The sequence below is a fragment of the Vibrio sp. CJQ_6 genome (genome assembly GCF_043106745.1).
Classification (GTDB): domain Bacteria; phylum Pseudomonadota; class Gammaproteobacteria; order Enterobacterales; family Vibrionaceae; genus Vibrio; species Vibrio furnissii.
In genome coordinates, this window is record NZ_JBICMV010000021.1 from 1 (window position 1) to 15724 (window position 15724).

Genomic DNA, 15724 nt, shown 5'->3' on the forward strand with positions numbered 1-15724 from the left:
GCATATCGTGTTGTGACCATAACCGTTCCTAAACACGAATATCTAGAAAATTGAATATAGTTGAAAGCTCTATAACAATTTAATCCACCCAGTCATTACGGCTAGTAAAACCATCTATGTATACCATTGGTGTTATATCTTTCATAAATAACTTAACTTTTTCATTTACCTTAGCCTTTTCTTCTTCATTTAAGGTATGAACATCAAAAGCATATTTCCCTGACAAGCCTTTATAGAGCGCATTATAGAAGTATTCATCTTCACTGCCTTCATTAGAACGATGGTATTTATATTTCACTGTGCTTGTAGAACCCAGCTTTAAAGCTATATTTATTAATCTCTCACTCTCTTCCTGTGCTGCATCTTCTAACAAGAAGGATAATTTATTTATGGCAGGTATATAATTATTATCGGCGGCAATTGTTAACAAATCGATGGCTAACTGGTACTGCTCCACGGTTTTGGCTTCAGACTTATTTTTACTCGGCGAATAAATTAAAATGGTATTTACGTAGTCCATTAAGGGTTGGTAATAATGATTTTGAGAAAAGCGAATCACCTCTTGAATATACTGAGCTCGAGTCTCTTTCGATTGGTCTAACTCTTGCTGTTTTAGTAAAAAATACTGGGCTCGCAGATCCCCTTGCGCAGCGAGAGTTTTAAAAAGCTCGATGGCTTTTTGAAAATTATCGTCTGTGCAAAGTTGAGCTGAATTTGGATCACGAATTCCTAAGGATTGAGCAACCTGACTATCTAATGAACCAGTGCCCAAATAGGCACAAGCGTGACTATTTTTTGCGATGGCTAAAGCTGCGTATGGATTGCCCAAGGTTAACGACTTAAAGATTAAGTTAGTAACTTCGCGTCTCTTGTAGTTATCTAACAGCAACATACGAGCGTACCATAACATGGCATCTGGATTGCCTTCGTCTATCAAGCTTAATAAGCCACCTTCTGCGACATCCCATTGACCATGCTGAATGTTGACTAATATCTCATACATCTTATCTCCCGGCTTTACGGTGCTCGAGATATAAGGGTCATCAGATTTTTTATTAATATTTTCAGTAATAAATGGCTGAAACAGGGCGATATCGTCTTGTGGGTTAGGCTTGCAAGCAACCAGCCCAACTATAAAGCTAATCAGCAAGACAAAACGGGCCGATTGAAAAAACTTCATGGGCATATCTTGTCAGTCCACCCAATCATCACGGCTAGTAAAACCATCTATGTATACCATTGGTGTTATATCTTTCATAAATAACTTAACTTTTTCATTTACCTTAGCCTTTTCTTCCTCATTTAAGGTATGAACATCAAAAGCATATTTCCCTGACAAGCCTTTATAAAGAGCATTATAGAAGTATTTCTCTTCAGATTCTTTTTCAGAATAAAGATATTTATATTCTACCGTCTTTGTAGATCCCAATTTTAAAGCTATATTTATTAATCTCTCACTTTCTTCCTGTGCTGTATCTTTTAACAAAGAAGATAATTTATATATAGCAGGTATATAATTATTATTGGCAGCAATTGTTAACAAATCGATGGCTAATTGGTACTGTTCTACAGTTTTGGCTTCAGACTTATTTTTACTCGGCGAATAAATTAAAATAGTATTTACATAGTCCATTAAGGGTTGGTAATAATGATTTTGAGAAAAGCGAATCACCTCTTGAATATACTGAGCCCGAGTCTCCTTCGATTTCTCTAACTCTTGCTGTTGTAGTAGAAAATATTGAGCACGCAGATCCCCTTGCGCAGCGAGAGGTTTAAAAAGTTCGATGGCTTTTTTAAAATTATCGTCTGTGCAAAGTCGAGCTGAATTTGGATCACTAATTCCTAAGGATTGAGCAACCTGACTATCTAATGAACCTGACCCTAAATAAGCACAAGCAAGGCTATTTTTTGAAATAGCTAAAGCTGCGTATGGATTGCCCAAGGCTAATGATTTAAAAATTAAATTGGTAATTTCACGTCTCTTATAATTATCTAAAAGTATCATTTTTGCGTACCACAACATAGCATCAGAATTACCTTCTTCGATTAGAACAAGTAATCCACTCTTTGCTACACTCCATTTTCCATGCTGAATATTGACCAATATGTCATACATCTTATCTCCCGGTTTTACGGTGCTCGAGATATAAGGATCAGCTGGTTTTTTATTAATATTTTCAGTAATAAATGGCTGAAATAGGGCAATATCGTCTTGTGGGTTAGGCTTGCATCCCACCAACCCAATCATAATGCTCAGCAGCAAGACAAACTGGGTAAGTCGATTAGGATAAGGCTTCATGGATACTCCAATTGATAATAGTTTCGTTCTTTTTCACTAGCTCACTTTGTGACTCTGTTTCTAGCCATATTTGCAATTTTTGACCGACCACCGGATTTTGCACAAGACCGATCGGGTAAGCAAAATACTGGGTTGGCTTTTTAATTCCAGCCAACAGGCCGCTCTGGAATGACTCATCATAACGAGTTAGCACCATATTCTTACAAAGTTTCTCACTAACCTCATCAAACTTCCGAGAAATTAACTTATTCTCACCACTTAAATCAGACGCTTTCACAAACCTTGCCAATCTTAGCCACTGGGATTGATAGGTTTGCCACTATTTTAGGGGAAGTTTACAGTTTGACGCAGTTAGTGTAAGTGCAAATCAGAGGAAGCAAAAGCGCCGCAATGCGGCGCTAGGGGAAACTTATTTGCTCATACTGCACAAACCATACAAATTATAATTAATCGGCCTCGTTTAGATAAAGGCAGTATCCATACTAAGATGGTGAAAAAACATTCAATGCTGGGCCACTATCTGGCTGATTTTTTTGCTGCTCTGCGATTTTTTTCAGGGTTTGCTGATATTCTTCATCACTCATATCACGCCAGTATCGCGGATTGCGTCCAGTCTGCTTATCATAGGCGGCAGTGGTTGGGTCTCTTTCACGTGCAGGCTCAAGCACTAAAATATCGGGCATGGGTTGGCTGATATCCATATAACGTTGGATCATATTCCACAACCGATAATACTCTGCTACCCTCTCATTACTGCCGATCAGGTTGCCAATCGGTACTCCAACGGAATAATCATGGTATCGATGCACCAACATCAGGTTGTAATTTAAGTGCCCTTGTGGACTAGGGGCGGACATCAGCACACAATCAAACTCAATAAATGGATGACTAAAACGCTCTTTATTGCCTTTTTTAAACAGCGTCACCATGCCAGTTTGGCGATTAAGGCTATACACTCGTTTACTTTTTAAAAAGGGGGCCAAAAAAAGAAGCCCAGCACTAACCAACTTAAAATGACCATAAATAAGTAAACAAGGAAGTGTTGTATACAAAGTAACAGTGCCAAAATCGCCAGACCAATCTTTCCATCCATACGGGCCAAATATCATGCCAGAAATCATGATCAGGTAGAGAAGCGGTAAGATAACCACTAGCGACATTTTTGCTAAACCTACAATAAATAAGTACAACTGAGTCCAATTCGAAAAAGTTTCACTCTCTAGAGAATTTTCATCCCAATAAGAGAGCTTATCCTCCTTTTCAGTCTCTTTGATATACGAAGGTGTAATTTCCCCAGCTAAAGAGAGAGCAATGGTCTCATTGGCTTTCGTAAAAGGAAATACCTGCCCTTTGGTTAAGACACGCCGTAAAAAACCTTGCGCTTCTTTAGGCGACTGGAGGGTTAATTGCTCTGAGTTATAAGCCATTATCATTCCTAATGTTTTTGATGACCGATGCTACGCTTTACGCCAATACGGTATTTTGCGCCCAATCTTGATCACTGTTGTTATCTAAAGCAAACGTTGGAACCACATTCACAGCGCGCGAATCATCACGCTCTTCTAATGCTAATGTCGGAAAGCAAGCCTGTTCAACGTGCAGCTTGGTTCTGAGCACAAAAACGGGCTGGTAGCTGTACTGATATGAACGCATCATCAGCAGGCTAAAATCGGTACTGTATTCTGGTACGGTTAAATCATATTTAACAAAATAGGCAGTACCTTCATTACGCTGCTCTTGATGGATAACAGCGACATTGTGCGAGCCTAAGTTAATCAGTTCACTGCTTTCCCTTGAACCTGTTCGGCTACTTGTTATGGTCTTTTTTTCAATCGCTTGTCGAGCATAAAACTCAACCGTGACCGATTGAGCATTGAGTAACGCCGCTAAATTGGTGTTGACATGGATAACATGGGTAGCACCTAATGCTTGCATCTGCTGAGTAAACGCTTCGGAGAATTCGGTCTGTGCGCCTAATCGGTACGCTTTAACCGATAGATTGAAAATCAACCCAATAAACCGCTCAAACGCCGTCGTCGGGTCTTGCAAATGTGCGTAAGTCGCCGAGGGTGACTGACCAAACGGGCCATTTTTCAGCCACGCCTCCATTGGGATATCTTTCCAAAACATGTAGAGCGCGAAACCTGCAACAGACAACCCAATCCCTAACCATGCCACCGGTCCCATACCAAATAACACCGGAGCGCTGGTGGTAAAAAAACCTGTTGCAACCGTGGTGGTCAGCGTCCCTATCGCCACCATCCCCATCGCAACACTGGCATCAAGATCATTTTCTTGCCAACGGCGCATCGCATCCCAACCAGCAATACCCGCAGTTAAAAAACCAGCAGCAATACTTATGACACCTAATCGACTGATGCTGGAAACCAAACGCACCTTATCATTTCTAAACGTCATTTTTTTCACAAGGAAATCAGGCATAACAATTGCGGTTTTATGTGAGGCTGTCGCCAAACCAGAGGCATTTCTCGTATAAAGATTTGAAGCATGGGTAATGGCGATACCAAGATCCAGAACAATACTTAGCGCGTTAGCAGAAGAGTAGAGAGTATCTGTGCGCTTAAACGCTTTCTCAAAATGCTGCTGATTAATTTTCAGGTTAATCAATTCCACTACAGCAATAAAGTAAGGAATTCTGAATTTTTCATAAGCATTACTGACGTTGAGATCCGTACGATTCATATCGCGTAGCGCTCTTTGCGTATTCGCTTGATTGAGGGCCGCCGCCATGCGGCTTTCTTGAGAGACCACCACCACTTTAAGTGGTGATTTAGCCCCGACTGAACCTCGACTTTCTGAAATCAGATCACTGGAGCTAAAAGCATTTTTATTGGTCGATACCACCAATTTACCCGAACGATCATACAAACGACCAAACGCTGATTTCTTTTTCGAGTCGACAAATTCACGATCAGCAGCGCTTAGCCCATAGCTCAAACCATGACCGTGTACACCAACGACAATACCTTTCAACTCTGAACCACTGACGGGTACATAAGTGATATCACCCCACATTTTGGCATTAGAGGCTTTCATTAAACCGAGTACAGGGGCATAAGCGGCGTTAAATTGGATCACTTTCGCTTCACTGATGAGATCTTGGCTTAGGCTCAGCAACGTATCAAAGTAACCCTTTAAAATATCATTCATGATACCGGCAATACGCCGTTCAAGGTTAAAAGCCTTTTCCTGGTTGCTATTGGAAGGCGACATAAAAGCCAGATCCATCACTTGTAACTGCTCATCTTGAATGAGCATCTCCTCTTTCGACCACAAAGCTAATGATTCAAGCGTTGCAAATCCAGATCCCGAGTTAAATGGCGGTGGTGCGCTATAGCTAGCTTGCTCCAAATTTATCGTACCTTCTTCTGGAAATAATATTCGGTGCAAATGATGGTTATCTTTTGGAGAGAGGATTTGTCTAGCGGTTTCTAAATAAGGCGAACGAACGTCGTTTTCAGGGTTTGACATTTGATCCAATTTATCAATATTCACACTCAGAGCACTCAGCGCATAGCCAACAATCACATGCGCAGCCGATGCGTTAATATCGTTCATTGAACTGATATCACGCAGCACTTGAGCCAATCTCTTCTGGTTCACCTGCAATTGGAGTTTCTCTTGCAATACCTTTACATCTTGGCAACAAAACTGTCGTTCAGTGGTACGTAATGTTCTATGGAAAACGCCTCCATAGTAATTGTCTATGTCATTACGATATTGATAATAAGGATTTTCTTGTTGTCCGAACTTGGCTGGAACCACCAACTTTTGCACTAGCTCTGCACTGCGATAGTACTTTTGCTGACTCATATCGATATAGACTTGCTGTAAATACCCAACAGCAGATTGAGTAAGAAAAGCGTGATGTCTTAAGTCAAACAGAGGATCGTCCAATACAATTGCTCTCAGATGACGCTTTTTCGCGTCTTCTAAAAAATCTTTCGAGTCACCAATAGTCCACAGCTTAGCTTGTTTTGGATCTGAGTTGATGATGTCAATCAATGCGGCTTGCTTAATAGCGTATTCATATCGATAAGGTTGAGAATATTTAAAAACCTGTACCGCCTTATCACCATCTTCATTAGCGGATAATATGTCCTCTTTGATGGTTTGGTAAGTGCGTGTTACCCACTCCCCAGAGAGATCACGGTTGAGATTACTAGGCTCAGCGAGAAACAACTCCAACTCCGGTGCTCTTACTCGCATTGCCGGAAGTAAGCTAGCTTTCAATACATCGACATTGCTATCCACATTCAACTGATGAAATGCAACAGCTCGTTGAACTAACTCGTTTTGATTCGCCTCAAGATAATTAAGATATTGTGCACTCCACTGAACTTCTGAAAAGGCAAGATGGATCCGTGTACCGTTGTTATTCTCTTTAGCCGGTATCCAAATCTCTTTTAGCGCCACGCCAGTTGCGATTCGAGCTTCATCTTTAAACGGTTTATCTCTCCCAGTACGATATTGGTAAAGATGGACATCTTTAAGAGAGTAATCACCGCTATCTTCTGGGCTAATTTGAATTTCACGCCATACTTTATGGTTGTAAAAGATATAAATAAAACCGGCTCGAGCAGGAGCAATCCTGTCTTTATAGGTTAACGATGATTGATAAGTAGGTAAAAGCGTTAAAGGTAAAACTGCATGTACCAAATAATCTTGCTCGTCTTTCTTTCTTGGTATGTCTGCTACATTTTGAAAAAGCGGTAATTTGATTGGTTCACCTTCCGCTTCAATTTTCAGCCAAACATTTCGATTGGCACTCTCATCACACCAATCCCAACTGTATACCGTACTTTCATCAAGTTCAGGATCAATACTCTTTTTCGCTTCTAGAGCGGCCTGCTGTGACATATCAGTTAAGTCATAAAACTCAAATTCTTGTTCGGAGCCATGTTGTATACCCGTTACTTCAATAAAAAACTTTTTACCATCACAGCTCGGACTTGAAGCAAACTTAGTAGGCATATGCATTCTCCCTAGACATTAAGTGTTCTATGTGTTCGACAATATTTTCTGATGTTTGATGCGATTTCGAATGAAAATTAAGATCATTGAGGGCGACATCATAGCGCTGTATTAAATGGCGTAATCGAGAAAAAATTTGAGGCTCTGTTATCTGGTGTTGTGAGCAGAATAAATGAACCATTTTCTGTTTCTGCCAATTCAACTCTTTAATATTGTTTTCTGTAGCCCACTGCGCGATCTCATTTTCATGATATTTATCATTGAGCGCATTTTCCTGAGATTCTGTAAGAAGCCAAAGGTTTAAAACAAACTTCCCCCCCTCACCAACGACTTTGCTCCAGTTCGCTAAATCACTGCATGTTTGACGATAAAAATAAAGGCTGCTGAAACATCCCAACCATTTGCCAGTATCGATCGTATCTGAACGCTCAAAAAAATAACTTGCCACCGAAGGAAAATAATAATGAAACAGCCCTCTTCGATTACCTGAGAATTGAATATGTAATCGATTCCTTAGTTGAGCTAAGGCAACATCAAAAGAGACATTAAGTGGTGCAGAAAAATACAGTGTATGCTCTTTAGGTAAAATGTTTGCCATTGGATCTTGCTCATACAATGCAATCAACAAAGGACTGCGATCTAGTAATGACTCAACTGGCGTCGATAAATATAACGGCTCGACCAAATGCCCAGATATGCTGTTATAAACCTCAGCGTGCATATTATGGTAATGATTGACTAGTGCGAACCAGTTAACTGGATCTCCATTACAATGGCTATCGAGAACTAACATTATTTATTGTTTCCACAAGGGCAATCACTTAACGGGCAGGTGCCATCAGAGCGCTTTTGACATACCTGAGTGATCGGCATTTCTATTTTTACATCAGCGATGATTTGCTGGATTAAACTTGCTGTCGGCAAGATAAAATCTATCTCATCTGGTGCACTTAGTGCCTCTAATCCAAATGGCAAATCGGCCATTTTACCGCCATAACCCGAGCCGGATCCGGCGCTGCCACCAGAGTTGAGGTTGATTGCAGAACCAACCACATGCACGCCGCCAGCATCGACTTTGATAAAGCTGCCTGCGGCTTTGATGGTGAGTTCACTGCCCGCATCGAGGACCAACTTGTTGCCTGCTTTGAGGTGTACTTCGTTACCGGAGTCAAAAATGGTCTTATCGGCCACTTTCTGATGCAGCGATCCGCCGATTTCAATGCTTTGATCTAATGCGATTTTGGTGCGGCTTTCGCCGCCCACCGTCAGATGCTGATTGTTTTTGATCTGAGTAAAGCGGTCGTTCTCCACCGTGAGGTGTTTGTCGTGCTTAATGACGCTCGTGTGGTCGTTTTCAATCAGGCCATCAAAGTCTTTCTGCGCGTGCAGGTAAATTTGCTCACTGCCCGCTTGGTCTTCAAAACTGAGTTCGTTATAGCCCTGACCCTGATGGGTTTCGGTGCGCAGCACGGTTTTGGTTTTGTTATCCGGCAGCGCATACGGCGCGGTGTTGGTGGCGTGATAGGTACGACCAGTAACAATCGGTTGATCTGGGTCGCCATTGAGAAACGACACAATCACTTCATGGCCGATGCGCGGTATAGCGATCATGCCATATTGGCTGCCCGCCCAACCCTGCGAGACACGCACCCAGCAGGAGCTGTGCTCATCACCGTTGGAATAGCGATCCCACGCGAAATGCAGTTTGACGCGGCCGTGTTCATCACAGAAGATCTCTTCGCCTTCTGGGCCTACAACTGTGGCAATCATCGGGCCATCAACCTGAGGTTTGGCTTGCGGTGTGGCGCGCCAAGTGTGATGCGCCGGGATCAATGTGAATTGGTTCGCGTAGGTGGTCGCGCCATTACCGCCCGCTTCTTCCAGCGCCTGAGGCTGCGTGCCTTGGCTGGTGACACTCACCACCAACCAATCTCGGTTCAGGGTGTCGTCGAGGTGCTCTTGCAGGTCAAACTTCACCCCCGGACGCAGCAGTGGTTGATTGCTTTTGCCCGTTGCGGTGTGCGCGTTGCGGCGCAGGTAATCGAGGCGGATCTGGCTGAACGCTTTGCCGCTGACATCGTCTTTATAGCGCCCCGGTGCATCGAAATGTTCGTAATCAGGTTGCTGGTAGTCCATTTCGGTCCCGACCGCTTGCTGGGCAAACGAGTATGTCGGCTTTTTAAAACTGTAATCCTGCAACGCCGTTTGACTCACCTCCGATTGGGTGTGCACGCTCAGCGCCGAGATGTAGGGCGATTCAATCATGCCGCCTGCCAGCGTGTTATACGGGATTGGCTCACCGAGCTTCGGTAGGCTGTCGGAGGCGTCGCTGAATATCAGCGTGTGTTTGCCTTCTTCATGAATGAAGCTGTACACCAACCCTTCTTCGGCCGCTAAACGATGGAGAAAATCTAAGTCGGTTTCACGGTACTGAACGCAGAATTCACGCTGCGCGCAGTCGCGGGTCAGCGCAAAGGCGTAATCGTTGATGCCCATTTCCTGCAGCAGGATGGAGATGATTTCCGGCACGGTGCTGAGTTGAAAGATGCGGCTGTTGTGGCGTAGAGACAAACGCTCTAAAGCAGGCACCAACGTGAGTGAATAGAAGGTGTGGTGATGGCCGGTATCGCCCTGAGTAAAGCGGCGCACGATGCCGTTCACGCGCTGAACCAGCACATCGTCGCGATAGAGCGTCAGCTCCGCGACTTGATCCACCACCATCTCCGGCGTTAAATTGGCAAGCCGGCTGGCCAATTCCAGTTCATAACGAAAACCGTGGCATAGCTGCCCATTCATGCGTTCGCTGGAAAGCGTTTCCTGCCCGTCGAACCCACGCACCACCAGCGTGTCGTCCTCCAGACCCTCCACATGAAACTGATACTTTAACGTCGCCATCCTGCCATTCCTTCATACTCAGTAAAAATGGTGAAACCTTAAGCGCAAAACACCCGAAACCGAGCGGATGCTAGGGTGCGGGTTGGATGCTTTGTGCTTAAGGTTCACAAGGTTGCCCGCCTTGAGACGGGCAACGCAGCTCGCGCGTAAATTACGCTTCGACTGGTTTACGCCAATCGTCTGAGCCTGAAGTACCCGCGTTCACGTGATCCCACGTGATTTTGCGGTAAGACATCGAAACAGTCAGGTTCTGAGTGAAATCAGATTTTGCTGGATCTTGACAGTGTGGCATTTCACACTGGATATCCACGATAGACGCGTTTTCCAGCTTGGTGGTGAAGAAGTTTTCTTGTTTGCCTTCGATAGACGTGCGGTACCATTTCAGTTCAACAGTCGTCATCTTCTCGCCTGAAGCCAGTGCGTTGTACAGCAGAGGAACGGCTTTGTTCAGAGACACAGTGAATTTGAATGGTTTGTGCACACGTTGACCTGAAGGCTGACCTGATTGTGGGTCAGTCGGTACGGTGACAATGTGGTCGAACTGCTGAACCAGCATTTCGTCTTCATGACCTTCAACGAATGAATCGCCGATAGAATCCGCAGTACAAGCGCCTGCAGTGATAAGACCCTGAGTTTGACCTTCGATAGAGATATAACATGGAGTTGGCATTGCTAATTCCTTTCTAACTGGTTGTTTATCAGGCAACGGGTTAAGACAACCTTTGCCATTCGATAAAACGTTCGTGATGTAAGTGCGCTCAGCGCGAATTCAGTGAGTAAGGGAGCAAAGTCGATGCCACTTTAGCATTCTATTAAAATCAATCAGTTATATTAAAACCATTGCCATTAGAGCAACAAACTGCCTTTATGCAAGCAAGATCTTGCTTGTCGGGCAAGGATCCTACGATACAAAAAAGCCCGATTTACATTGTAAAATCGGGCTTGAATCGCGGAATGATGACGTTAATCGATCAACTTATACATCAAGGTGGCCAAAGGCGGCACACGCAGTTTTAGTGACTGAGGCAGCCCCTCACTGGCTACCTTCTCCGTCGCCACCAGCGTATTGACCTCAAAACCACTGCCACCGTACTGAGTGGCATCGCTGTTAAGCAACAACTGATAACGCCCAGTATTCGGAACGCCAAGGCGGAACGATTCGTGCGGTACAGGCGTGAAGTTCGTGACCACCAGAATGCGCTCGCCATTTTCACTAAAGCGTTCATGGGCAATCACGCTGGCTTCAGCAGAATCTTGCAGACGCCATTCAAATCCTTTCGGATCGCAATCTAACTCATGCAATGCCGCTTCATGGCGATACAGATGGTTCAAATCACGCACCAGACTTTGCACCCCTTTGTGACGAGGAAAGTCCAACAAGAACCATTGCAGCTGATCGTCATGATTCCACTCCGCCGTCTGAGCGATTTCTGCGCCCATAAAGTTGAGTTTTTTGCCCGGCTGACCATACATGTAGCCCAAATAAGCACGCATGTTGGCGGTTTGCTGCCATTCATCACCCGGCATTTTGTAGATCAGAGAGCGCTTGCCGTACACCACTTCATCGTGCGATAGCGACAAAACGTAGTTTTCGCTAAAGGCGTAAATCAGCGGGAACGTCAGCGTATTGTGGTGATACTTGCGGTGCACCGGATCTTCCTGAATGTACGACAGGCTGTCGTGCATCCAACCCATGTTCCATTTAAAGCCAAAGCCCAAACCGCCCATAAAGGTTGGCGCAGAGACCCCCGGAAACGCAGTGGATTCTTCGGCAATGGTCATCGCATTGGGGAAGTATTTGTACACCTCCTCGTTCATCCATTTCAACGTCGCAATCGCATCGTAGTTCTCACGGCCGCCATCGACGTTGGGAATCCACTGATCGTGACTGCGCGAGTAATCGAGGTACAGCATCGATGCCACTGCATCAACGCGAATGCCATCAATGTGGAACATCTCAAACCAGTACAGCGCGTTGGAAACGAGGAAACGGCGCACGTGTTCGCGCCCTAAATCATAGATGTAGGAATTCCAATCCTGATGCCAGCCTCGGCGTGGATCCGGGTCGTGATAGAGCGGCGTGCCATCGAAGTTAGCCAAACCATGGTCATCCGATGGGAAATGAGCCGGTACCCAGTCAAGTACCACGCCCAACCCCGCTTGGTGACAGGCATCGACGAAGTATTTGAAATCATCAGGCGTGCCGTAGCGACTGGTTGGCGCAAATAAACCCACCGGCTGATAACCCCAAGAGCCGTAAAACGGATGCTCAGACACCGGCATCAGCTCCACATGGGTGTAACCCATATCGACCAAATAAGGCACCAGTTGATCCGCCAATTCACGATAGTTGAGGAAACGGCCATCTTCGCCGCGTTTCCACGAACCCGCGTGTAGCTCATAAAACGACAGGGCTTCTTTGCGTTTTTCAGTCACCGGGCGAGTTTGCCACACCGCATCCTGCCATTGATATGCATCGTGATCGTAAACCACGGAGGCGAACGATGGGTATTGCTCGGCATAACTGCCCCAAGGGTCTGCTTTGTGAGGCAAGCCTTCACCGTTTGGACCTTTGAGTTCAAATTTGTACTGCGCGCCCGCTTCGAGTCCGGGAATAAACAAGCCCCAGATGCCGTAGTCCAGACGTTGCATCGGATGGCGGCGACCATCCCATTGGTTAAACGAACCAATCACGCTGCACGATGACGCGTGCGGCGCATAAACTAAAAAGCGAACCCCGGTAATCTGTTTGCCATCACGTTCTTGTGTCGTGAAATGCGACCCTAGGAAATGATACATCTGCTTAGGAGTGTGCAGATCATCAAACTCAGCATAAATCGAATGATATTGGTACGGGTCATCAATGAGCTGCTCAACACCCGCCCAATTCACCGCTAGTTGATAATGAGTAAAACGAAGGTCACGGGATGATTTGAGAACAAATCCAGACTCATCTTCGCGCGCCAGCGCGATTCGGGGTTCGCCGTCAATCACCAGCTCAACGCCGTCAGCACCGGGCATCCAAACACGCAACGCGTCGTGTTCACCCGTTATATAAGGACCTAAAAAAGCGAAGGGATCAGCAAACGCGGCACGGGAAAGTTGTAGATAGGCCTGTTGCTGTTTGGACGGCTTCTTTTTTGTCGTTTTCAATATATCGACTCCTAACCTTAACTCACTAAAAAGAAAAAAAGGCCCGCTAAAGTGCGGGCTTGCTAGCGTTAAACCATCTTATCGAACTCATGTTTGACTTGGAGTGACCTAAGCTCAACTTCTCGTTGTAATTCATGAGAAAATGCTAAATCACTCCGTCAATCTTATCGGCTCGCTTTCGCACGGACTTCCGTCAGTTTCGACGCAATGCGGTTCACGTCGTCACGGGCGAAAATCTCATCCAGATTCATAGACAACTTACGGCGCCAGTTCGGGTACTCATTGACCGTGCCCGGAATGTTGACCGGTTTATCCATTTCCAACCAATCTTCAAGCTGAACACTCAGCAATGCTGAAGCACCTGCCGCAACATGCAGTTGCAGCGCTTCGCTGAGGTAGGAATCCATCGGGACGAGGCTGGCATCACGGCCAACGCCGTCAGGCAAGAAACCGTGCCATGCCACTGAATCCAAAATGCCTTGCTTGCACTTCAGGCGATCGTCAAACAGCGCCGCCAATTGCTCTGCGTCTGGATACAGACCAATTTCACCGCCCAATTTCAGGTCGTCGCAATGCCAGAAACCACGCAGCGTCGGCATGTCATGCGTACACAGCGCTGCCATAGATTGCTCAGCGTAATGCTTCGGCGAAATGAAGCCGCCATCATCTTTTGACGTTTCAAAGAAGAACACTTTGTACGAATGCACGCCTGCATCACGCAGCAGTTCAACGATTTCATCCGGCACGGTGCCCAAGTCTTCGCCGATCACGCTGCACTGATGACGGTGAGATTCCAGCGCCAAAATCGCCAGCATATCTTTCACTGGGTAGTAGATGTACGCGCCTTTGGTCGCGTTTTCGCCCTTAGGAATCCACCATAAACGCAGCAGACCCAGAACGTGGTCAATACGCAGCGCGCCGCAATGTTTCATGTTGGCACGCAGTAGCTTGATGTACGCATCGTACGCCGTGGCTTGCAGCACTTGCGGGTTCAGCGGTGGCAGCCCCCAGTTCTGACCCAGTGGGCCCAGAATGTCTGGCGGCGCGCCAATGCTGGCATCGAGGATCAAGTTGCCTTCATCCGCCCACGTTTCGGAACCTGAATCCGACACGCCCACCGCTAAGTCACGGTACAAGCCAACAGACATGCCTTTCTCTTCCGCCAGCGCTTGTGCTTCATTGATTTGCGTGTCCGCAATCCATTGCAGGTACATGTAGAGATGCACGCTGTCTTGGTTCTCTTCAATGTATTTCTGCACGGCAGGGCTGTCAAAACGGCGATATTTCTCAGGGAATACCGGCCAGCCCCACACTTGGCTGTCTTTGGCATGTAGATCAGCATGCAGCGCATCAAATGTTGCTTGATGCAACAAGCTCTCACCGCCCTCTTCAACAAAGTTGAGGAACGCGTTGGCGCGATCGGTATTTTTATCGAGATGGCGTGTCTTAAACTCCGCAAACAGTAGCGGCAATACGCTCATCTTCATTTGCGCCACTTCGGTGTAATTCACCCAGTGCTCTTCGCGCACTTTTTGCAGACGTTGCTGGAAGTCAGGGCTACCGACGCGTTGCTGCGCTTCACCGCTCAGCGCAAATTCCGGCACAGAGCTCACATCGATGTAAAGAATGTTCAACCAACGGCGAGACGACGGGCTGTATGGGCTCGCGCCTTCCGGATTGGCTGGGAACAGGGAATGGATGGGGTTAAGACCCACAAAATCGCCACCGCGCGATGCGATGTCGGCAACCAGTTGTTTCAAGTCGCCAAAGTCACCAATACCCCAGTTATGCTGAGTGCGTAGCGTGTACAGCTGTACACTTGGGCCCCACAGTTTTTTGCTTTGTTCCAGAGCGGGTTGCTTAAAGCAGGCCGGCGGCGTGATGATCAGCGTCATTTCATATGGCGCTTTGCGACGTTTACGTGTGATGTGCAACGTATGGTAGCCCCACGCCAAATCGCTTGGCAGGGCAAACACTAGAGGGCCACCCTCGGCACGCTCGTCTCGAACGATTTGAGATTGAAGATAGCCTTCAAGTACCTCTCCTTGCTCGGTTTCAAGACGCCAGTTAAATTCGCTTTCGCGTGCGCTCACGCCCAGATAGAGCGGAACTTCCACCGCTTCACCTTCACGAATCACCAGAACAGGATCCAACACGTCTTTCTTGTGCTTTTTCTCTGCCGATTTCAGTAAGGTGTCATCATTGGTGATGTCATACCCCAAAGACGCCAAAAGACGACGGATAGTGTCGTCTTCAACGCGCGCTTCATCGCCCCATGCGCTCACATAGTGATCGGCAATCTTTGCCATCGCTGCGACTTGCTTTAATGCATTTTGTTCTTTCATCGCTCTCTCCGAAGGGACAACTCTCCCCTTCAAAACA

At 46.1% G+C, this 15724-nt stretch carries 9 protein-coding genes and 1 pseudogene; all 10 read right to left on the reverse strand.

The genetic code is table 11. The annotated features are described in order from the left end of the window. Nucleotides 1–79: 79 nt before the first annotated feature. Nucleotides 80–1186, reverse strand: a complete 1107-nt coding sequence (locus ACF8PK_RS10845) for a sel1 repeat family protein (protein ID WP_392441245.1) — start codon at nucleotides 1184–1186, stop codon at nucleotides 80–82. Nucleotides 1187–1192: 6 nt separating this feature from the next. Then, the gene (locus ACF8PK_RS10850; protein WP_392441247.1) at nucleotides 1193–2299 is read right to left on the reverse strand and encodes a sel1 repeat family protein; all 1107 of its coding nucleotides are present in this window, start codon (nucleotides 2297–2299) and stop codon (nucleotides 1193–1195) included. Continuing rightward, a pseudogene (locus ACF8PK_RS10855) lies at nucleotides 2283–2618 on the reverse strand (hypothetical protein); the annotation flags it as partial. The pseudogene ACF8PK_RS10855 and the gene ACF8PK_RS10850, both read right to left, overlap by 17 nt. A 163-nt stretch (nucleotides 2619–2781) precedes the next feature. Beyond that, nucleotides 2782–3726, reverse strand: coding sequence for a hypothetical protein (locus tag ACF8PK_RS10860; protein ID WP_392441250.1), 945 nt, complete (start codon nucleotides 3724–3726; stop codon nucleotides 2782–2784). A gap of 37 nt (nucleotides 3727–3763) precedes the next feature. Beyond that, the gene (locus ACF8PK_RS10865; RefSeq protein WP_392441251.1) at nucleotides 3764–7294 is read right to left on the reverse strand and encodes a hypothetical protein; all 3531 of its coding nucleotides are present in this window, start codon (nucleotides 7292–7294) and stop codon (nucleotides 3764–3766) included. After that, entirely contained in the window at nucleotides 7284–8087 is an 804-nt protein-coding gene (locus ACF8PK_RS10870) for a DUF4123 domain-containing protein (protein WP_392441253.1), read from the reverse strand. Before ACF8PK_RS10870 ends, ACF8PK_RS10865 begins: the two co-directional genes overlap by 11 nt. Next, complete coding sequence (locus ACF8PK_RS10875) at nucleotides 8087–10189, reverse strand: type VI secretion system Vgr family protein (protein WP_392441255.1); 2103 nt, start codon at nucleotides 10187–10189, stop codon at nucleotides 8087–8089. The genes ACF8PK_RS10870 and ACF8PK_RS10875 overlap by 1 nt, the downstream gene beginning before the upstream one ends. A gap of 151 nt (nucleotides 10190–10340) precedes the next feature. Next, nucleotides 10341–10859: a type VI secretion system effector Hcp-2 gene (gene hcp-2 / locus ACF8PK_RS10880; RefSeq protein WP_004726027.1), complete on the reverse strand. Its 519-nt coding sequence runs from the start codon at nucleotides 10857–10859 to the stop codon at nucleotides 10341–10343. A 293-nt stretch (nucleotides 10860–11152) separates the two neighbouring features. Beyond that, complete coding sequence (gene glgB / locus ACF8PK_RS10885; RefSeq protein WP_055465409.1) at nucleotides 11153–13342, reverse strand: 1,4-alpha-glucan branching protein GlgB; 2190 nt, start codon at nucleotides 13340–13342, stop codon at nucleotides 11153–11155. A gap of 164 nt (nucleotides 13343–13506) precedes the next feature. Continuing rightward, on the reverse strand, nucleotides 13507–15687 hold the full coding sequence (gene malQ / locus ACF8PK_RS10890; RefSeq protein ID WP_014257880.1) for a 4-alpha-glucanotransferase: 2181 nt from the start codon (nucleotides 15685–15687) through the stop codon (nucleotides 13507–13509). Between the last annotated feature and the right edge of the window lie 37 nt (nucleotides 15688–15724).

Excerpts from the sequence above, each read along its gene's own strand:
- malQ (WP_014257880.1), bottom strand. The coding sequence starts at position 15,687 with ATGAAAGAACAAAATGCATTAAAGCAAGTCGCAGCGATGGCAAAGATT.
- ACF8PK_RS10845 (WP_392441245.1), bottom strand. The coding sequence starts at position 1,186 with ATGCCCATGAAGTTTTTTCAATCGGCCCGTTTTGTCTTGCTGATTAGC.
- hcp-2 (WP_004726027.1), bottom strand. The coding sequence starts at position 10,859 with ATGCCAACTCCATGTTATATCTCTATCGAAGGTCAAACTCAGGGTCTT.
- ACF8PK_RS10875 (WP_392441255.1), bottom strand. The coding sequence starts at position 10,189 with ATGGCGACGTTAAAGTATCAGTTTCATGTGGAGGGTCTGGAGGACGAC.
- ACF8PK_RS10865 (WP_392441251.1), bottom strand. The coding sequence starts at position 7,294 with ATGCCTACTAAGTTTGCTTCAAGTCCGAGCTGTGATGGTAAAAAGTTT.
- ACF8PK_RS10870 (WP_392441253.1), bottom strand. The coding sequence starts at position 8,087 with ATGTTAGTTCTCGATAGCCATTGTAATGGAGATCCAGTTAACTGGTTC.
- ACF8PK_RS10860 (WP_392441250.1), bottom strand. The coding sequence starts at position 3,726 with ATGGCTTATAACTCAGAGCAATTAACCCTCCAGTCGCCTAAAGAAGCG.
- ACF8PK_RS10850 (WP_392441247.1), bottom strand. The coding sequence starts at position 2,299 with ATGAAGCCTTATCCTAATCGACTTACCCAGTTTGTCTTGCTGCTGAGC.